Raw genomic sequence first — 20,642 nt, forward strand, 5'->3', positions numbered from 1 at the left:
AACGGAGAAATTTTATATAAGAAGTATTAGGTGGTATAAGAGGTAATAAGAAATGTAATTTTTGGTTCATCACCGTAACATGGGGTTGATTTTTTGAAAATGACTCATTTTTCATACACGGAACGGAGAGTGGCAACTCGGAGTGGAGTGTACATCTATCTATATGTCACCTCCGTCTTTTGGTGATGAACTTACGAAAATTATTTTTTTAGAATTCTGAACAAAATCATAAGAATAAATTATTGATGGAGGAAATATGAACGTACTGATTGTAGACGATGAAAAGGATATGCTGCGGATTTTAAAAGCTTATTTTGAGCGAGAAGGTTATCATGTGTTTCTAGCTGAAGATGGAGAGCAGGCCCTCAATATATTTTACGGAACGAAAATTGATTTAGTGATTTTGGATTGGATGATGCCCTATGTTAACGGGCTTAATGTGTGTAAAGAAGTGAAGAAGCACAGCGATGTAAAGGTATTGATGCTGACAGCGAAAAGCGAGCATGAAGACGAGCTGATGGCACTAAACACGGGTGCGGATGATTATGTGAAAAAGCCGTTTCACCCAGGTATTTTGCTAACGCGGGCGAAAAAACTGCTGAAAGAGGATAAGGTCATATATATACACAATATTAAAGTTGATATGCAGGCGAAGAAAGTTTATAAAGATGATGAAGATTTAGAATTGACGAAGAAAGAGTTTGAGCTTATGAGCTGTTTTTTGCGGAATCAAGGCAGTATTTTGTCACGCAAGGATTTACTGGATCTTGTATGGGGGATTGATTATTTCGGTGAAGAGCGAACGGTAGATACCCATGTGAGACGATTGAGAGAAAAAATAGGTACGGATTTAATTAAGACACATAGGGGAATGGGATATAGCATGGAGAAAGGAAATGAATAAACTCGGGAGAAAATTTGCCATTACCATCTCTGTTTGTATTATTTGTATTTTTTCGTTCTCTATGTTGATTACCAACTATTTTTTGCCCCGCTATTATGTACACAGAGTGAAACAGGATTTAAATGCCATTTCAAAAGAAATTACATCTATGGAATACAATGATTTTATAAATTCTGTGGCGGACCTCGAGAAAAAACATAACTTGACAATTGTATATGAGCCCATCAGCAATGATGAGGAAAGTTTCAATTGGTCGCTGCGTGCACAGCTGGCAAAAAAGGGGCTGACATTGAATAAGTTTTGGGTTACAAAGGAAACATTGCAGAACGTGAAAAACGGAACCCTTGTAAATAAGCTATACGACCAAGGGAAGCTGAAGTCGAGTTTTTTGACAAGTTATACGGTAAAGGAGGGCGTATTTATAATGGTAGGTGAATCTATCGTACATTTTAATGAAACAGCCTATATCATTAATACGTTTAACCTGTATGTCCTCATTTTTGCTATTTTTGTTCTCGTTGTATTGGTATGGATATGGTCGCGGAAAATTACAAGCCCTTTACAGAAGTTGACAGATATTTCTAAAAATATCGCCATGCTAGATTTCAAAAAAACTAATATACGGACAAATGATGAAATCGAAGATCTAGCCAATAGTATTAATGTAATGAGTGATGCATTGAAAGTGGCGCATGAGGATTTAAATAGAAAAAACAAAAACTTAAAACTGTTCATGTCAGATATTACGCATGAGCTAAAAACACCCCTATCTTTAATTAAAGCATATTCCGTAGGCATTCAGGACGGCTTAGATGATGGCACGTATGTTCATACAATATTGAAGCAAACTGATAATATATCTGCGTTAATAGACGAATTGCTCGAATTTTCAAGGATAGAGCGGGAAGAATTGCACAAGGAGCCATTCGATTTGCTAGCTTTGTTTCAACATTGTTTGGCGAAGCATGAAATTGAAATCCAGCTTAAAGAAATTCATCTTTCGATCCAACAGGAAGATAAGGCATTATGGATCACAGCAGACCTCAGCAAGATTGAGAAGGTGCTAAACAATCTGCTTAGTAATGCCATCAAGTACACACAAAATAAGAAAATTGATATACGATTTGAAGAAAAGGAGGATAGAATTCTCTTCACAGTGGAGAACGGTACAAATATAAAGGAAACGGAGATTGAAAATATTTGGGAGCCCTTTTATGTGATTGAATCTTCACGAAGCAAAGATAAATCTGGCACTGGTCTAGGATTAACAATTGTCCAGTCTATTCTGAACCGCCATCAATTTGATTACGGTGTGTCCCTATGTGAGGACATCATTCAATTTTATATTTGTTTTCCGAAGAGTGTCTCTTCCGGCAAAAAAAGCAGCTAGCCATATGTGAATGGATAGCTGCTTTTTTGTTATTTTACCGAGTTTGTAACATTGGCGTCACAATGTGGACTTATAGTAGGTGACAGAAGGAGGTTTACAAGATGAAAAAAGCAATTTGTTATGTGATTATTTCTGTTTTATTACTTATCACGTTTCCCTCTGTGTATTATGCAAAGGGTGAAAAGAAGAAGATAAATGAGGGGCACAAATTTCAATACAGTGACTTCTCATTTGACGTTACACCAGAAACTGGTGAAATCGTCGTGGAGAAGGATGGCGTAAAGGAAAGTGCTTCTCTTCCTGTTCCAAAGAAAAAGGTTGCGGATGTAAAAAAGACAGACCGCCTGGTGTCGTGGAGCTATCCAGACGATAAGATGGAAATCAAGGTAGAGAAAAAGAAATATTATTTGGATATTACGCTGAAATCAGATGGGGCAAAACAATTCGAATGGCCAAAAGTAAGTGCAAATAGTTATACTTTGCCTCTATGGGAAGGTAAGCGAATACCAGCTGATGACCCATATTGGAAAGAATTCTTGAAGGATGAAGAGTTTTCATTTATTGAAAGTTTTTCTATGAGGTTCTTTGCATTGGATAAGTCTAAATATTCGATTGTATATATTGCGAACAATATGTTTAACGATAGCATCCATTTCAATACGGATGGTAATATACAATTTAGCTTTACTCATAAGTTTCCATCAATTAATCCAAATAAGGAGTATGGATTCAGATTATATGTGACGGATCCTGACCCTTCTCAAATCGCTCAAGTGTATAAGAACTATATAAAGGAGAAAGGAGAGTTCAAAACACTTACGGAGAAAGCGAAAGAAAATCCGAACATCAAAAAACTGTACGGTGCTCCTCATATCTATTTATGGAATGAGAATGCAATTACAGTGGAGAATATTCGTTGGAATCAGTTGAAGAGTAAATTGGATGACCCGTTTATCGCTTGGATGGAACAATTGCTGAAGCAGACAGAAGACGGCTCCACAGAGTTTGAAGCAGCTATTAGCGAATTGAATAAACAAGAATATATTGATAAATATCAAAAAAATATAATTATTCGTTCGTTTAATAAAGTACTGAAACTAGATCAGTTCTATAATAATGCAATATTCCCGAATACGGACAACGAATCGAAAAAATTGTTGGAGAAAGGAATTTCTCATTTAAGTGAACAAGAACTGTATACACTCAATAAACTATTACTAAAAAGTAAGCTTAAGGATGCAGCAGATGATATCGAGCAGTGGGGTAAACAGGATTCTACTAATTTAATTGAGGACATGCGCCAATCAGGAATCAAACATGCTTGGATTGGTTTGCCAAATTGGTCAAACGGTTTAATGAACCCGGGCATGGTGAAAGAAGCAAATGATTTAGGGTATCTTATTGGTCCTTATGATTCTTATCACTCTATTCAGGAGACTGCAAGCAAAGATTGGAACACTGCTTCTTTTGAAGATAAGAGTTTATACGAAAAGGCGACCATTACAAATAAGAATGGAGAAAAAATAAAAGGTTTCTTAGGAAAAGGAAGAAAACTGAATCCGACTCTATCGTTACCTAGTGTGAAGCAACGTACAGGTAGTATTTTACAGAATGGTATTCCATTCAATTCTTGGTTTGTAGATTGTGATGCGACTGGTGAAATATATGATGATTATTCTCCAGGTCATATTACAACGCAAGCACAGGATTTGAAGGCAAGGTTGCAAAGGATGGATTATATTGGAAAGGAAAAGCATATGGTAGTTGGTTCAGAAGGTGGTAATGATTTTGCAAGCAATGTTATTACTTTCGCACATGGTATTGAAACACCTGTAATTAAATGGGATGACGAGGATATGAGAGAGAATAAAACGAGTCCGTACTATGTAGGCGACTATTGGTCGTCAAATGATGCAACACCTGAACGTTACAGCAAGACTGTGCCAATCAAACCATTGTACCAACACATTTATCTAGATCCAGTATATTCTATCCCTCTTTATAAGCTTATATACAATGATTCGGTGATTACGACGCATCATTGGGAATGGGGAAGCTTGAAAATCAAAGATGAAGTTGGAAACAGAATGCTGTCCGAGTTATTATACAATGTTCCACCGTTATACCATATCGACAAGGATACGTGGAATACCAATAAGGATATGATTGTTTCCTATGTAAACATCTGGTCTGATTTTCATCAAAAAGCAGTGACAAAACCAATGACAAACTTTAAGATTCTTTCTGAAGATCGTTTAGTTCAATGTACGGAGTTCGGAGAGGATATGAAAGTCATTGTGAATTTTTCAAACAAATCGTTTAAATATAAGAGCGAGGAGATAAAAGGAAAAACAGCTGTTATATATGATGGGCATTCCAAAAAAGTATGGGATGCATCGAAATACTAGAATGATTTTTGTTTGTGCAAGGAGAGGGAGATATCAATGAAAAGGATTGTGTCAGTTCTGGTCCTAATCATTGCGGTTATAGTGGCTTTCCGTGCAATCTATGGAGAGTATACGCATAAGCAGGAAGTGCGTAAAGTAAAAGAGACAATCACTCATATAGCAAAGCAGTATGATATACCGCCATGGATTCCGCTCTTCATCGCTCAACACGAGAGCGGATTTAATCCGAATACTGTAGGGCACGACGGTACATCATTTGGGTTATTCAATTGCATCGATGTGGATTGGCTCTTTCCAACTTGACTGATGAAGAACTGAAAGATCTAGAAGTAAACACAAAAATCGTGGTGTCTCATATGACAGATTCATATAGAAAAGGAATAAAACAAGGATTAGAAGGATTGGAGCTTCTTAGGTACTTCGCAAATACTTCGGGCTGGCCCGGTAACTTAGGAACAAAATGGACAGATGAAAATACAAAATACAATAAGAGGTTGGCGGAAGCGTTCTTTGCTATAACTTCCAGCTAAAACTTGTAGGCGTTTATGTATTACGGCAGTCAGTGTAAAAACTTATTTATAAAGTCAGGAGATCTTCCCATTTGGGGGGGTCTTTCTTTAAAACATATGTAATTAATGTTCGCTAATGCTTATTGTGTGATTTGGTTCCATTGCTACACAGACTCCATATTTGGTCTGTAACTAAAAAAGTAAACTTTTTTACTGATATTGGTGAATCAATACAAGACAAAATCATCGAAAAAATAAATGCAGAAACTCCAGGATATTCTGTATCTTATAAAGTTGTGAAATCTTTTGGGGAAGAGTAAATAATCTATATGGGGTCACCATATATGCCTATCAACTTAAGATCACCTAATACCCCCATTATGAAAATTTTGTGCATTTTGCTCGTTTTTATTGTTTTGGGGTAACCTGTTCTTTTTAACTTGATGGTGATAGGACGCTACTCCTATTTGAAAACTTGGAAACACGTGATCGACTGCTCATCGAGAGTTTGAAAACGACCTTGAAAGAGAGATAAGAAGAACAGAAAATGGAACAGAAGAAAGGATTCTTTTCCTATTTTTTGAATCATGAGGACAAGCTTAAGCGTAGATTCTTATAATGTTGTTGAGGGGTCTTTTTTGATTTTTTCAACTAAATAGCAAAATAATTTAAAAACTTTATACAAAAGTCTTTTCTTGGTTGGAAGTCCCTGGTAATATCTAATTTAGAGATGTAAAGAAAGGGGAATCTGTACATATGTGGAATACCTTGAAATGATTATTTAATTGGATAGAGACAGTGGCGGTCCTTGGTTCTTAAGGATGCGTTTATTTGTCTATCTTAAATCATTCAAGGGATACATGGTGTGGACAATTAAATTCCCATTGCCGAGCAGATACCTTTGTATATCTGCTTTTATTTATGGGTAAAAATACATCTCTATTGACACAATCATAGAGTCCCTAAATTGGGGGGATTTTAATGAAAAGTCAGTACGAAAAAGAAGAAGCACTAACAGGAGGGAATGTCTCCAATGTATATCGTTTGGGAGATACGGTTCGACGAGAATTAAAGCCTGATAGTGTTAAAATTCATACATTGCTAAAACACCTTGAAAACAAAGGCTTAAACGGTGTGCCAAAGTTTTTAGGTATTGATGAAAAAGGCAGAGAGATTTTATCCTTTATCGAAGGAGAAGCTGGCAATTATCCGTTAAAAAAATACATGTGGTCGGATGAGACTTTAAAAGAGATTGCAAAAATGCTTCGTCTCTATCATGATGCGGTGAGTGATTTTTCAGTGGAAGAACGTTGGCAACCTATTGATAACACCCCGCAGCCATTTGAGGTGATGTGCCATAATGATTTTGCTATCTATAACATTATCTTTAATCGCGAAAAACCAGTAGGGGTGATTGATTTTGATTTGGCTGCTCCTGGTCCAAGACTTTGGGATATCGCCTATACGCTTTACACTTGCGTTCCTTTAAGTAGGCTTTATAGCTATTTATTATGATTCGTTAAAGGATGCTGAGCGGATCAAACAAAGGGTTAAATTGTTTTTTGATTCCTATGGTATGGAGGGAATAGAAAAAGGGTTTTTAGAAATGGTATTGCTACGAGTAGAAGGATTATGTAAAACCATACAAAGGAAAGCCAAAGAAGGCGATATGGCGTTTCGAAAAATGATCGACGAAGGACATTATGATCATTATGAAGAGGAACTTCGATTCATTCGCGAACACGGAAAAGAGTGGATTTAAGTTCATAGTTTCTTTTGGATAATTCCACCATTATATAAATATTCCCAAACATCTAAGAACCCTCATAACCGCTTCTAATTACACACTAATATGTAATAAATAAGCCGCTTTTTTTCTTGGAGTAGAAAAAGCGGCTTATTTTATGCTGAAATTTGCTTAGTATAAGTTAAAACAAACATTGTAAATGAATATAATCTAAAACGTTGAAATATTACGGTTTTAGTAATTTGTTTTTGAATTAGCTTTTGATTATAAAAAATCGATTTAAGAAGCAGAATATAAAAGCACCACTTAGAGTCACCAAAAAAATTCATTTTCAGTTGATATATCCTTTAGCGTAAGAAATTTACAGTCTCACATTCTAATAAATGTCATAGGGTATGATTTTAACGTGTTATCGGCGAAATCTTAATTACTCTGAATTAGAGGACAGTCCTATTTTTTATGTTATTTTTAGTAATTAAAAAATACAAATTTTGGATTTACTGAGCTATTCTTTTAATTTAAAATGAGAAGTAATGTTCTGAAAAATATAAAGAGTATAAAGGTTGAAAAAATGAATGGTTTTAAAGATGGGAGATTATGATTATGAGTGAAATATTTAAAACAAATATTTTTTGTAGTTCACCAATAAATCAAATAAAGGTAAAGAAAAAAGAAATAGATACTATGTTCCCAATGCCGATATTTGATCAGATTGTTAAAGGGAAAATTAAGGTTGATTTTGTACACATATCTGTAGAGGAAGTCTTATTTTCTGTAGAGAATGAAAAATTAGCAAAGGCAACTACAATTATCGAACAGTTAGACTATATTCCTGAAATCAATCCAGGGTGTATTAAGATAACCATAGAAGGAACAGCCGAATTTTCTGGGGTGCCTGGAATCGTAGCACAAGTCAGTACTGCTTTATGGAAAAAAGGTGTGCAAATCTTACAAGCAGCTGATAGTCATAAGACGATTTGGGTTTTGGTAAAAGAAGAAGATAGAAAGGGAGCAGTGGATGCATTATGGGAAGCTTTCAATGAATTGAACAGATTTTGTAGGAAAATCAATAAAGATAAACTAAGTGCTGTGCCTTGTTAAAAGATATTACTGTGGATTTGAAATAAAGTTATGATGCTCATAAAAAAGGAATTAGCAAATATAGTAAATGATCGAGTGAGTTATACGGAATGTAAAAGTGAGTTTGTAAATAAGATTTTAGAAGAAGTAATGAAATCATCTTGAACTAAAAGACTATTTATAATGTAACATCCGATACCACTAATTATGCGAACGGAAGTCTTTTCAGGTCTTCTGAAGAGACTTTTAAATTTTTTGTGATACATTGGTTTTATTTTAACAAAAGATGCTTTCATATATAGAAAATAATTTTTCAGTCTACAACCATTTTTAAACAGTCTAAAACATTTTTTTAGTGAAACGGTAAAGTAGGTGAATGAATTGGTAAATTATGAACAATGTATTTATAAAATTTTTTATCTACTTGCATGACAGGGAAATTTGTAGGTAATGTATCAATTTCTATATTTTCAAAATGATGCTTCTCGTAAAACCTGTGGGCCGCTACAAACTGTAACGTCGTTCCTAGGTATATTTCTTTTACTTCTTTTGTCTTTGCCCAAACAATCGCATTATGTAATAAAAGACTAGCTGCTTGAAATATTTTTCCTCTATACTCTTTTTTTACAAACATTTTTCTCAATGCTACTTGATGATTGCCAATATCTAAAAGGGCGATAGTTCCTACAACTTCTCCTTGATAAAGTGCTATCCAAAAGTTACCGTTTCCAGATTGATAAACGCTTTCTATCTTAAGTAAGTCAGGTTGATCCTCTTTTGAAATAGGCATATTATATTCATCTTGTTGAATGGAGAGAATTAAATCTAAAATTTGAGATTGATAGTCAGAAGAGTATTCTTGTATGGTAAGATTCTCATTCATATATAACACCGTCCGATTATAGTAGATTTTCATTACTTCTTTTATTATACAATATTTTATATTGATTATTCTAACAATTTGGTGGTGAAAAATTTCGCAATTTATTCTGAAAGTATCGGATAGGAATGTTTAAGGTTTTATAAGTAATCGAATCATAAGTGTAAAGGAGTAGGATTATTGTATGAAAAAGGTATTGTTTCTTGCTTATCCAGAATATGCTGATTTTGAAATAGCTCATGTACTATTTTTACTTAGAAAAATGGGTAAAGCGAAAATTACTACTGTCTCCGTAGATGGTAACCCAGTAGAAAGTATTGGTGGGTTATGGACCCAAGTTGAAGCTTCTTTATCTGAAATTAAACTAAATGAATTTGATCTAATTCTTATTTCTGGAGGAGATGGTATTCATAAAATATTAGATGAGGCAATTGTTAGTAAGATGCTAATGAACGCTTTTAACTTAAAAATTCCCATTGCTTCTATATGCGCTTCCGCTATTTTGTTGGGGAAGGCAGGGATACTTAACGGTAGAAAATTTACGTGTCTTCAGCATACATATGAGAATAACAAATCCCTATTTGAAACATCGATATATACGGGAGCAGATATTGAGGTAGAAAATACAATAATTACTGCAAAGGGTACTGCATTTGCAGAGTTTGCAGTAGCTGTTTGTCAATTAATGGACTTGCTGAAAGAGAAAGAAAAGTTAGATTCAACATTAAGGTTTTGTAAGGGGATAACCTCTTAACTTAAGAATCTTTTTAAAGAGAATTTCAATAAAGAAGAAATAGGGGGATAGGATGTTGGACCACTTTTCAATTATAAATATCATGTTTACTATTCTTTTCTTCGCTTTAATACTGGTATTTTTTATTTCGCTCGGTGCTTTTATACGCTCAAGACTCGTCAATCAATCTAGTCAAAGCACTTCTTTAGTTGAAATTGAGAAGAAATTAGATAGATTAATTGAGATGTTGGAAGAGAAAGAGAAAAATTAACAACATGCTTGATATAACAAGTAAGAAAATATATGAAATTAGAAAAGAACAAGTGATTTGGATAAAGCAAATTACTTGTTCTTATATCGTGAACATAAATGCTGTCTGAATGGTTAACTTATAATAGTATTATATAATTCTAGGGCTTCTTTTACATTTAATCCATTTTTTACGATACTATGAATAGATTGAATCATTGCGATCGGATGTTCAGATTGCCAAATATTCCGCCCCATATCAATACCTACTGCACCTTCTTGCAGTGCATTGTATGTAATTGTAAGCACTGCTTCAATTGTGTCTAACTTTGGTCCCCCTGCAATAACTACTGGAGCCGGACATGTACTTGTTATTTTTTCAAAGCCTTCACAATAATACGTTTTAATGATATCAGCCCCCATTTCAACACATACGCGTGAAGCTAACGCTAAAAAACGTGCTTCTCGTTTTTGCAGTTCTTTTGCTACCGCAGTAATTCCAAGTACAGGTAAACCATAATCGTGCGCTTCAGATACAACATTCGCAAGGTTTGTTACAGTTTGTGTTTCATAATCAGAGCCAACAAAGACAGATACGCCAACTCCAGCCACGTTATGACGCAAAGCTTCTTTTATTGGAGTAACAATTGTTTCATTCGAAAGATCTTTTCCAACTACAGTAGCCCCACCAGATACACGAAGAACCATAGGAGTTTTACAATCTTCTGGTATACAAGAATTAAGAACGCCTCTCGTTAAAAAAAGGGAGTCTGTGTATGGAAGAAGGTTTTTTACCGTTTCATGAGGTTGTTCCAATCCATGTATTGGTCCTAAGAAGTAACCGTGGTCAATTGCTAACATAACTGCTTTTCCATCAGGCAAAATAGTATTTAGGCGATTTTGAAATCCCCAAGTCATAGGGTATCACTCCTTAATTACAGTTTGGATTTTTTGTTTGCACAGTATCTTTTTCTTGCAAATGAGGTGATTTAATAAAGAGAGCTTTAAAATTTTGTGAAGAACGGTTGATGAGATAGTGAGATTCATGAGGTTGAACTTGTAAGACGTCACCTTGTTTAATAGGTACCTTTACGTGATTTATATAGAAATCTATTTCACCTTCTAATGCATAGAAAATTTCTTCACAGGTTGTATGATAGTGGTTTTGAAAATCTTGTCCTGGTTTAATGACAACAACACCTATATCAATATTAGGGCCCTTTACTAAATATTTTGGTCCACTATCACCGAAGCGGTAGGAGAAATCTTCTTCATTTACTTTTAACATGCTTTTCACTCCTTGTGTAACAATTTATAGAGCGCCAGGTGCAATCCACATATGAGAAGTATAGCCTTGATCAGCTAATTGGAGTTGCTGCTGATATACATTATTCCAGTTTTTGTATAGTTTTTGGTATTGTTTATGGTTTTCGTTGTTCGGTATATAAGTAGTTTCCCATTTTACAAATTGTTCAGAAATAGACTCCATTGAATGATAAATACCGGTGCCAATCCCTGCTACAATCGCTGTTCCTAAAGCGGCTGCTTCTTTGACCACTGGTACTTTTACAGGAACACCTAATACATCAGCTACAATTTGGCACCATAATTTTCCCTTTGATGCCCCTCCGGCAAAGACTACTTCTTTCGGAAATTGACCAGTTAATTCTTCAATTAACTTTAAATTCCCATATGTCACGAAAGCAGCATTTTCTTCAATAGCTCGAAATATTTCTTTCTTCCCGCATTTTTTAGAATCTAAGCTTAAATTTAAAAAAGAGGGAGACGCATGGCGCCAAGAAATATAGTTCATGACATTAGAAAAAATCGGAATGATACCGTGCGATCCAACTGGGACATGTTTTGCTTGTTCTTCTAATAATTCGTAAGCATCGATACCTAGTTCTTTTGCTTGTTGTTTTTCTTCTTGACAGAAAGCATCGCGAAACCAGCGCATAACAAGACCGGGAAAAAAGGCAATTGTTTCGTATTGCCAAAGAGCAGGAAGAACGTGACAATTTACACGAATGCGAGCGTTTGGATCTAGTATAGGATTGCTTACGTTTACTTCTTGTTGCCAAAAACTTCCGCCACAAATGAAAGTTTGCCCGCTTTTGACAACTCCAGAACCGAGAGAAGCCATTTGCGCATCTCCGCCTCCAGTAACAACAGGCGTTCCCTCGAATAATCCAGTTTCTGCTGCACATTGTTTTGTTACGTTTCCAATAATAGTTCCTGCTTCATTTATTTGTGGTGAGGGTATAGAGGAGAGTCTACATTGGGCTGCTAATTCTGGAGCCCAATTTCTATTTTGTAAATTGAAAATTCCCGTTGTACATCCATTGGAAGGGTCAACTTGTAATACGCCGCACAGTTTATATAAAATCCAATCATTTAACATAGAAATAGAATGTACTTTTTCATAAATCTCTGGTTGGTGTTTCGTAATCCACAGTAACCTTGGTAATGCACCTAAAGCGAACGTTTGCCCTGATACTGTATATACACCATGTTCAAGGCGAGGGTGTATTTGCTTAAGTTGTGTAACCTCAGCTGCCGCACGGTTATCAACATTGGCACACGCCCAAATTTCAGTACCATCCTTGTCATATAAAACAAGTCCTTCACGCATGCTTGTTGCACTAATTCCTTGAATAGAAGAAGAAGGGATTCCACTTGTTAGTAGTACATCATTTGTACAGTCTTGAATAAGCTTCCAGTTTTCCTTTACATCAAAATCCATTGAACCTGGGTATCGTGAGTTTTCTATGTGAACCCATTCTCGTTGACTAACAGCAAGTTGATTCCCTTGTAAATCAAATAAGACAGCTCGGATACTACCAGTTCCAGCATCATAAGCTAATAGAGCAGTCATTATATTTCACGCTCCTTCAGTCCCGTACCTTCTCTAGTAAACGGACAACGTTATTTCTAGATATATGTAGCAAGGAGGCATTTTTTTGTGGGGTAAGTTGTTTTTTATAATAATAGTAAACCGTTTTCGTTAACAAATTTTCTTCAATGTTCAGTTGTGTCATGTTTTCCATCTCTTCAACATATGTACATGGATTTTTATTTATACCGTTAGAAGATGGAATTTACTTGAGAATAATAAACTTTAGATATGAAGAAAAAGATAATGCTATAAAACACGTAGAGAAAAAATAGAGTTTGAAAAAATATTACACTCAATGCTGAACTAAGATGATTCTTCAAACCCCTTCCTTTCAAAGGAAGGGGTTATTTCATTAAAAGTTGAATACAGTAATGTTGCAAGAGGGGGAAGAACTATATGATATTTGAAAAAGGAAACCTATCCATTCGATACGTAACAGAAAATGATGTTCAAACTTTATCAAACTGGCTATCAAATCCTGAAGTTTTACGTTTTTATGAAGGACGAGACAAACCACAATCACCACAGCAAGTTCGAGAGCGTTATATAAGTGGTTTGGGAGAGAAAAGGTGTATTGTAGAATATCAAAACCAATCTATTGGTTATATACAAATGTATCCTTTAGATCCAGAATGGAAAGCGCTATACGGATATGATGAGAGAGAAAATGTGTGGGGGATGGATCAATTTATCGGAGAAACAGCGTACTGGAATCAGGGAATTGGTACAGAACTTATACAAGCTGCAATTACATATATTATGAATGAGTTTGGAGCAGTCGCAATTGCGATGGATCCAAGAGTAAGTAATGAAAGAGCAATTGGTTGCTATGAGAAGTGTGGGTTTCAAAAAGTGAAAGTGTTAAAAGAACATGAATTGCATGAAGGGGTATTGGAAGATTGTTGGATGGTGGAGTTTAAAGCATAAGGTAAAGGGAGTGATTATAATGAAACAAGCACTTATAGTAATTGATGTCCAAGAAGGAATGTATTCAGCGGGTATACCTGTACATAATGGCACGGAATTATTGAAAAATTTACAGGAAGTCACTCAAAAATGTCGTGCGCATGATATTCCAATTATTTATGTTCAGCATAATGGTTCTAAAGGTCATCCACTAGAAAAAGGAACAGCAGGTTGGCGCATTCATTCTAAAATTGTCCCGATGCCAAATGAGGTTGTAGTGGAAAAAGAAACACCGGATTCATTTTATGAGACGAATCTTCTTGAAGTTTTGCAAGAAAAAGGAATTGAACATCTTTTCATTTGTGGATTGCAAACAGAATATTGCGTCGATACAACCGTTCGCCGTGCGTTTAGTGAAGGGTATAAAGTAACGTTGATTCAAGGAGCGCATAGTACGTTTGATTCAGAGCAACTACAAGCTGAGGAGATCATTCGTCATCATAACAAAGTATTAGATTGGTTTGCGGATATAGTCGATGTAAAAGAAATAAAACTGATTTAGAGAAAGTTCATTGTATTTTTGTTTCATGGTAGTTAAGCCAGTATTTTTAGGAGGAATCCCTCGAAATGCTGGCTTATTTACTAGTGCGCTTTGTTGTTAATTAAAAAGTAGGTGGAGTAATTGCAAAAATCACTATTGCTTTCTTTTTATATGGATTTTCCCATTTGTGTTTCATGTAAGAGGGAATTTTAACACTATCGCCTTTGTGTAAGGTTAATGTTTCTTGATTTAAAGATAGGGTAACAGTTCCTTCTAAAACAAATGCAATTTCCTCCCCTTTATGTTCCAGCGGTTTTTCGGAAGAAGCGGATTGCGGCAATAAAGTCATAAGAGCAAGCTCGAGTGCTCCGCTTAAATCGGGAGATAGTAACTCGTATGATAAGCTTTCGCTTTCAGGAAAAGTAATTTTTTTTCGCTGGTCAGCTCTAACAACTAAACTTTGAGCATTTGTATTTTCCAAAAAGAAATTAAACATAGGGATGTTTAATGCTGCAGATATTAACTTAAGAGTTTGCAGTGATGGGTTTGCGGATCCCTTTTCAATTTGACTTAACATAGAAGGAGTGATATTGACGAGTGTCGCCAGCTCCCGGCTACTTAATCCTTGTGCTTTTCGGTATTCTGCTATTTTCTCTCCAACATTTATATCATTCATGTTAATGCTCCTTTTATCCATTCCTGTTAAATTAAATTAAAATTTATTAATTTATATTTAATTAATTATGTTTATGTGTTAAATTTATTTTAATTATAATAAATAAATTTTAATTTTGAAATGATAATATAGTAGGAATTAAGAAGGGAGAATATTCGAATGAAGAAGTATGACAGCGAAGCTATACAAATGTTAAAAGAAAAGCATCCTTTATTAAATCAACTTGTTTTGACAAAGGAAGTATTTTGGGTGAATCCGAATAAAGAAGAATTTGAAACAGGAATGAAAAAGGCTCCTCTTACTAAAGATGATGTAATGGATGCGGAGGAAAGGTTAAAGCGTTTTGCGCCTTATATTGCGAAAGCTTTTCCTGAAACGAAAGATACAGGTGGAATTATTGAATCTCCTTTAGTTGAAATTTCTTCTATGAAACAACATCTAGAACAAGAGTATAATCAGCATATCGAAGGTAATGTATTGCTAAAATGTGATAGTCATCTACCGATATCAGGGTCTATTAAAGCAAGAGGCGGGATTTATGAGGTTCTGAAACATGCAGAAGATTTAGCTTTGAAACATCATTTATTAAATAAACAAGATGATTATTCTATTTTAGATAGTGATACATTCCGCGTGTTCTTTTCGAAATATTCAATCGCAGTAGGTTCAACGGGGAATTTAGGACTTAGTATCGGCATTATGAGTGCTAAATTAGGATTTAATGTGACGGTTCATATGTCTGCTGATGCAAAACAGTGGAAAAAAGATTTACTTCGCAGTAAAAATGTTACTGTTATTGAATATGCAGCGGATTATAGTAAGGCAGTAGAGGAAGGAAGAAAGCAAGCAGAAGCGGATCCAATGTGTTATTTTGTTGATGATGAGAATTCAAAAAATTTATTCCTTGGATACGCTGTAGCTGCTTCTCGTTTACAAAAGCAACTGCAAAATCAAAACGTTATTGTTGATGCTGATCATCCTTTATTTGTTTATTTACCATGTGGTGTTGGCGGCGGACCTGGCGGCGTAGCGTTCGGTTTGAAATTATTGTTTGGTGACCATGTACATTGCTTCTTTGCGGAGCCAACACATTCTCCTTGTATGTTAATTGGTTTACTGACAGGTCTACACGATGAAATCTCTGTCCAAGATTTTGGTATTGATAATGTGACGGATGCGGACGGACTTGCGGTAGGAAGAGCATCAGGATTTGTAGGGAAAGTGATGGAGCCGTCATTAAGCGGCTGTTACACAGTAAGTGACGAAGCGTTATATAGATTACTAAAGGCTATGGCTGATACAGAAGGAATAAAATTAGAGCCGTCAGCATTGGCAAGTGTATATGGACCAGTTCAACTCTTTAAACAACAGCAATATATTCAAGAAAATCACCTGCAAGAGAAAATGAAACAAGCAACGCATATTATGTGGGCAACAGGTGGAGGAATGGTTCCACCTCAAATTATGGAAGAATATTATCAAAAAGGATAAACAATTTTTTTCTAATATATTATGTAAGGGTACATCACTTATCTAAAGTGGTGTACTTTTTGTTTTTTATAAGTTTCTTTTGGATTGTATATATTTCTATAACGAGGATAAATTTACCAAAACGTCAGTTTCGGTTATAATTAAATTGTTTTTAAAATTAGGAAAATTCATAATAAGTAAGGGGGATTATTTTGAATACAACTCAACTATCTGAACGATTTAAAAATTTCGCCAAACTAGAATGTAGAGGATCGAGTGAATTATATGAGCATTTATCCATCAAAATTTCAGAGGATGATGAATTGCTAGCGTTATGCATGAATTCTCGAGAAGGGCAGCCAGTTCCTAATTTATTATTTGGTACGGTTCATTTTCTTTTGCTAAAAGGAAATGAACATGTTTTAAAAGAGTATTACCCGAGTGTTACGAAGAATCCAAGGGAAATTGATGATTCTTTTCTTCATTTTAAAGATTTTTGCCAAGTGTATAAAGACGAAATAATTTCTCTCCTAAAGAGTAAGTTAGTACAGACTAACGAAGTAAGACGCTGTGCGTATCTGTATCCAATTTTTTGTTATATTTATAGTGTTGTCAAGAAACCGTTATCATTAATAGAAATTGGAACAAGTGCTGGTCTTCAATTGTTATGGGACAAGTATAGTTATTCATATGGGACAAACGGAATATATGGAGATAGAACCTCACATGTCCATATAACATCTGAAATAAAAGGAGATCATACACCATCATTTCTATTACCTAGTCCTCCAGTAGCTTCAAAAGTAGGATTAGACTTACATATTAGCGATTTAAACAATTTTGAAGATTATTTGTGGTTAAAATCTCTTATTTGGCCCGAACATGAAGAAAGGTTAGCGCTTTTTGAAAAGGCAGCTACATGTTTAATTGAAAATTCAGTAAAACTTATAGAAGGCGATGGAGTGGCATTACTTTCAGAAGTTGCAGAAAACCTTCCGGAAGATACTGCAATTTGTATTTTTCATACTCACGTTGCTAATCAAATACCAGAAGACACTAAGTATGAACTGATAGAAAAAATAAAAATCATTGGAAGTAAACGAGACGTTTTCCATCTTTACAACAATATGTGGGATCGAAAACTGCACCTTGATTATTATCTAGATGGTGTTGAGTACAATCAAACGGTTGGAGAGACAGATGGACATGGTAGATGGTTTGATTGGAACTTGAGGTAGATATGGAGTGGAGTTTTTATGACGATAATCGGTTTATTGGGAACAGTACACATAGATGATTTACGAAAAAGGTTAAGATATCCTCTACATTTAATGGAGAGTGCCATTCGTACTTTTCAGCCAAGTTCAATTCTTGGAGAAGTGAGACCTGAAGATTATAACCGGTACTTAGAAAATAGAAATTATAAAGGATATTTAGGTCCCTCTGAGTATAGGTCTTTAATTCTCCCATTGTGTGAGAGTGAAGGTGTTTCATTCGTACCTATTGATTGGTTTGATGACGAGGTAACAAGCCTAAACTACTTTTCTTATTATAATGAAGAATCGAGAAAGCACTTGGAACATGAGTTGTGTCAAATATATGAAAATATATTTAAAGTGACAGTTTTAGAACCATTTCCTTTAAATTCCCATACGACGAATGAAATAATCAAGAAAAAACAATTATGGCTAAAAGAAAAGAACCCCGTTGTACATGAAATTGTATGGTGTAAAAGAAATGAACAAATTATTGATAATATTATGGAATATGTTACAGATAATGAAAAAGAAAGAATCTTAATAACAATCGGCGCAGAGCATTGTTATTATATTCAGAAAGAATTAAGTAAGATAGGAATAGATGTGATTTTTCCGATTGATGTAAAGAAACGATAATTACTATAACTATCGTAATGTAATGAAAGAATTAGAAAGGCATTTGAAAAATCCATAATGGAGGTAAACTATGGAGAACGTTCCTCAATTTCTTCAAGAAAAAATTGATTTCTTACATTGTGCTAATAGAATTGAAAGATTATCTAAAGGATATTCTCCAGATGAAAAGTATGTAGTCTATTCTGATGATAAAAAACTCTTACTAAGAATCGGAAGTTTAGAAGGGTATGAAAGAAAAAAGACGGAGTTTCAAATATTAAAAAAACTGCAAGAATATCATGTTAAATCTCCTAAGCCAATAAATATAGGAATTTTAGACGAATTGAATTCTTGCTACACAATTTATTCTTTTATTGAGGGCGTTGATGTAAAAGAGAAATTAACTGTTCTTACTGATCAAGAGCAATACAAGATTGGTATTGAAGCAGGAGGACAGCTATCTAAAATGCATTTGCTTGAGGCACCTGTTCATATCAAATCTTGGTATGAACAAGCAATGCACAAGCATTATCGATACCTTGATGCATATAGGGAAAGTGGAATAAAGATTGAAAATGATCAAAAGGTTATGAATTTTATTGAAAAAAATAAGTATTTATTAAAAGGACGTCCGAATCGATTTCAACATGATGATTTTCATTTGCAAAATATTATTGTAGACAATAATAGGTATGCTGGGGTAATTGATTTCAATAATTTTGATTGGGGAGATCCAATTCATGATTTTGTAAAAGTAGCTTTATTTCAAAGAAATGAGAGTATTCCATTTTCAATAGGGCAAATTCAAGGATATTTTAATGATAATATTCCTGAAGATTTTTGGATGCTTTATTCTATTTACGCGGGAATGGTTATCTTTTCATCAGTAGTCTGGTCATTACGTTTTGCGCCACAGCAATTAGATGAAATGATTGAGAGGCTGCATCATATACTGGAAGATCATAAAGAATTTGAAGTTGTAAGACCTTTATGGTATGAACCACATATGTTATTTTGTGAAAAGTGATAAATGAAGTGTATTGAAAGAGGGATTTGGAATTTATGCTTATTAGGTTCATTACATTGTAGTAGAGGTTGAATGAAATATTGGATTAACAAAGTAAGTGTCAATATTGCCCACCTAACATTTGTAAAAAAACCATGGCGACCACTACTTTAAAATGGCTGATAAGGTAATAAAAATGGAAATGGGTATGGGTATGGTTAGCTAGTTTATTACCAAATGGAGGAACGAATATGAATATTGAAAGAGAAAAGCTTATAGCAGATTTAAAAAGGATAGCAGAGAACAACTATCATTTAAATAGCGAGGAAGAAGCAATGAGCTTCGCTCGCCTCATGCTCCAATATATAGGCGATACTGATCCAATCTTAAGAGACGACTTAATATACTCTACTTTTTATCAGTGGATTTGTGAAAAACAGTACTTCAGTAATGAAGAGCTAAATGAGATCGCTGATACTCTCATAGATGAAAAACATCTCTTCTTCCATATTGGAAATGAAGGTGATGATACTGTATTCACAAGGACTTTTTCAGCGCTTCTCATGGAAGTATTTTTATATTGGAATAGAAATAATACATACTTATCCATGGACAAATTTATTAAGATCAAGGATAGCATAATAAGATACTATAACGAAGAAAGAGATTTGCGCGGATATTTGGATGTTAAGGGGTGGGCTCATGGTGCGGCTCATGGAGCTGATGCTATGTGTGAGCTGGTACACAGCAAAGAAAGCGATGAAAATACTAGATTGAAGGTTCTTGATTCGCTGCAGCGGGTTTTAAGCAACGGAAAGTATATTTTAAGCAATGAAGAAGACGAACGTATGACACGAGTAGTTTTCCTTATTGCAGTGAAAGCTTTGCTTCCTAAGGAAAGCATATGCCAATGGATTGAGGGGCTGGAAAAAGGCATTAGCTCAGAATACAGCAGAGAGCAGTATATTGCCAGGATTAACACCAAGAATTTTATCAGATGCCTGTATTTTTCACTAATGCATCAGCAGGATACGAAGGACATTACAGATCTTTTATTTGAGACAGAAGAAAAACTGAATAAGTTTATTCGAATAGATAAAATTTTAGTAAGTAGCTAAATATATAGATTTTAATTTTTAATTAGTATAAAAACTAAACTTTCATATTTGCCGGTTTCTGGGCAATCAAAGTGTATAATACAGTTGTCTCTTTAAAAAATGTTTTGGACTATAGGAAAAAGTATTAGACTGAAAAAGTTGATTTCTGTACATGAAAGCACTTTTTGCTAACATAAAACCAAAGTATCGTAAAACCTTTAAAAGTCCCTTTAAGTACTGAAGGGACTTTCCATTTACATAATCAATGATATTGGT

Annotated in this window: 20 protein-coding genes and 2 pseudogenes; 16 read left to right on the forward strand and 6 right to left on the reverse strand. The window is 34.7% G+C overall.

Going from position 1 to position 20,642, the window contains the following annotated elements; genetic code table 11:
* Positions 1-256: 256 nt before the first annotated feature.
* From PLX19_RS06035 to PLX19_RS06065, 7 genes and pseudogenes are all read left to right on the forward strand, one after another.
* Entirely contained in the window at positions 257-904 is a 648-nt protein-coding gene (locus PLX19_RS06035; protein WP_272187603.1) for a response regulator transcription factor, read from the forward strand.
* A complete protein-coding gene (locus PLX19_RS06040; RefSeq protein ID WP_272187604.1) occupies positions 897-2,294 on the forward strand; it encodes a sensor histidine kinase in 1,398 nt (465 codons plus the stop codon). Before PLX19_RS06035 ends, PLX19_RS06040 begins: the two co-directional genes overlap by 8 nt.
* A 101-nt stretch (positions 2,295-2,395) precedes the next feature.
* Positions 2,396-4,702 (forward strand): glycoside hydrolase, encoded by a 2,307-nt coding sequence (locus PLX19_RS06045; protein ID WP_272187605.1) that lies wholly within the window; start codon positions 2,396-2,398, stop codon positions 4,700-4,702.
* A 36-nt stretch (positions 4,703-4,738) separates the two neighbouring features.
* Complete coding sequence (locus PLX19_RS06050; protein WP_272187606.1) at positions 4,739-5,005, forward strand: hypothetical protein; 267 nt, start codon at positions 4,739-4,741, stop codon at positions 5,003-5,005.
* Positions 5,002-5,232, forward strand: coding sequence for a hypothetical protein (locus PLX19_RS06055; RefSeq protein ID WP_272187607.1), 231 nt, complete (start codon positions 5,002-5,004; stop codon positions 5,230-5,232). The genes PLX19_RS06050 and PLX19_RS06055 overlap by 4 nt, the downstream gene beginning before the upstream one ends.
* Before the next feature lie 960 nt (positions 5,233-6,192).
* Positions 6,193-6,973: pseudogene (locus PLX19_RS06060) on the forward strand (phosphotransferase).
* Positions 6,974-7,561: 588 nt separating this feature from the next.
* The gene (locus tag PLX19_RS06065; protein WP_272187608.1) at positions 7,562-8,059 is read left to right on the forward strand and encodes an ACT domain-containing protein; all 498 of its coding nucleotides are present in this window, start codon (positions 7,562-7,564) and stop codon (positions 8,057-8,059) included.
* 331 nt (positions 8,060-8,390) lie between these two features.
* Here PLX19_RS06065 and PLX19_RS06070 read toward each other — a convergent pair whose 3' ends face one another.
* Complete coding sequence (locus tag PLX19_RS06070) at positions 8,391-8,921, reverse strand: GNAT family N-acetyltransferase (RefSeq protein ID WP_272187609.1); 531 nt, start codon at positions 8,919-8,921, stop codon at positions 8,391-8,393.
* A 181-nt stretch (positions 8,922-9,102) separates the two neighbouring features.
* Between PLX19_RS06070 and PLX19_RS06075 the strand changes: the two genes are divergently transcribed.
* On the forward strand, positions 9,103-9,672 hold the full coding sequence (locus tag PLX19_RS06075) for a DJ-1/PfpI family protein (protein WP_272187610.1): 570 nt from the start codon (positions 9,103-9,105) through the stop codon (positions 9,670-9,672).
* 55 nt (positions 9,673-9,727) lie between these two features.
* Positions 9,728-9,922, forward strand: a complete 195-nt coding sequence (locus tag PLX19_RS06080; protein WP_272187611.1) for a DUF4083 family protein — start codon at positions 9,728-9,730, stop codon at positions 9,920-9,922.
* Between the two features lie 113 nt (positions 9,923-10,035).
* Here the strand turns inward: PLX19_RS06080 and lsrF are convergent, their stop codons facing one another.
* From lsrF to PLX19_RS06100, 4 genes and pseudogenes are all read right to left on the reverse strand, one after another.
* Positions 10,036-10,818, reverse strand: coding sequence for a 3-hydroxy-5-phosphonooxypentane-2,4-dione thiolase (lsrF, locus tag PLX19_RS06085; RefSeq protein WP_272187612.1), 783 nt, complete (start codon positions 10,816-10,818; stop codon positions 10,036-10,038).
* Between the two features lie 13 nt (positions 10,819-10,831).
* Positions 10,832-11,188: a cupin domain-containing protein gene (locus PLX19_RS06090; RefSeq protein WP_272187613.1), complete on the reverse strand. Its 357-nt coding sequence runs from the start codon at positions 11,186-11,188 to the stop codon at positions 10,832-10,834.
* A gap of 24 nt (positions 11,189-11,212) precedes the next feature.
* Positions 11,213-12,775 (reverse strand): autoinducer-2 kinase, encoded by a 1,563-nt coding sequence (gene lsrK / locus PLX19_RS06095; RefSeq protein WP_272187614.1) that lies wholly within the window; start codon positions 12,773-12,775, stop codon positions 11,213-11,215.
* Between the two features lie 22 nt (positions 12,776-12,797).
* Positions 12,798-12,947, reverse strand: a pseudogene (locus PLX19_RS06100) (sugar-binding transcriptional regulator); the annotation flags it as partial.
* A 245-nt stretch (positions 12,948-13,192) separates the two neighbouring features.
* On the opposite strand from PLX19_RS06100, the gene PLX19_RS06105 reads away from it, so the two are divergent.
* Both PLX19_RS06105 and PLX19_RS06110 read left to right on the forward strand, forming a co-directional pair.
* On the forward strand, positions 13,193-13,723 hold the full coding sequence (locus PLX19_RS06105) for a GNAT family N-acetyltransferase (protein WP_272187615.1): 531 nt from the start codon (positions 13,193-13,195) through the stop codon (positions 13,721-13,723).
* 19 nt (positions 13,724-13,742) lie between these two features.
* Positions 13,743-14,264 carry a cysteine hydrolase family protein gene (locus PLX19_RS06110; RefSeq protein ID WP_272187616.1) on the forward strand — a complete coding sequence of 174 codons (522 nt, stop codon included), beginning with the start codon at positions 13,743-13,745 and terminating at the stop codon, positions 14,262-14,264.
* Between the two features lie 100 nt (positions 14,265-14,364).
* Here the strand turns inward: PLX19_RS06110 and PLX19_RS06115 are convergent, their stop codons facing one another.
* The gene (locus tag PLX19_RS06115; protein WP_272187617.1) at positions 14,365-14,919 is read right to left on the reverse strand and encodes a helix-turn-helix domain-containing protein; all 555 of its coding nucleotides are present in this window, start codon (positions 14,917-14,919) and stop codon (positions 14,365-14,367) included.
* A gap of 159 nt (positions 14,920-15,078) precedes the next feature.
* On the opposite strand from PLX19_RS06115, the gene PLX19_RS06120 reads away from it, so the two are divergent.
* From PLX19_RS06120 to PLX19_RS06140, 5 genes are all read left to right on the forward strand, one after another.
* Entirely contained in the window at positions 15,079-16,410 is a 1,332-nt protein-coding gene (locus PLX19_RS06120; protein ID WP_272187618.1) for a D-serine ammonia-lyase, read from the forward strand.
* Positions 16,411-16,598: 188 nt separating this feature from the next.
* A complete protein-coding gene (locus tag PLX19_RS06125; protein WP_272187923.1) occupies positions 16,599-17,627 on the forward strand; it encodes a DUF2332 domain-containing protein in 1,029 nt (342 codons plus the stop codon).
* A gap of 18 nt (positions 17,628-17,645) precedes the next feature.
* Positions 17,646-18,284, forward strand: coding sequence for a hypothetical protein (locus PLX19_RS06130; RefSeq protein WP_272187619.1), 639 nt, complete (start codon positions 17,646-17,648; stop codon positions 18,282-18,284).
* Between the two features lie 70 nt (positions 18,285-18,354).
* The gene (locus tag PLX19_RS06135) at positions 18,355-19,290 is read left to right on the forward strand and encodes an aminoglycoside phosphotransferase family protein (RefSeq protein WP_272187620.1); all 936 of its coding nucleotides are present in this window, start codon (positions 18,355-18,357) and stop codon (positions 19,288-19,290) included.
* A 230-nt stretch (positions 19,291-19,520) separates the two neighbouring features.
* A complete protein-coding gene (locus tag PLX19_RS06140) occupies positions 19,521-20,387 on the forward strand; it encodes a DUF2785 domain-containing protein (protein ID WP_272187621.1) in 867 nt (288 codons plus the stop codon).
* The last annotated feature ends 255 nt before the right edge of the window (positions 20,388-20,642 follow it).

It is taken from the genome of Bacillus sp. BP-3, assembly GCF_028401955.1.
GTDB lineage: Bacteria > Bacillota > Bacilli > Bacillales > Bacillaceae_G > Bacillus_A.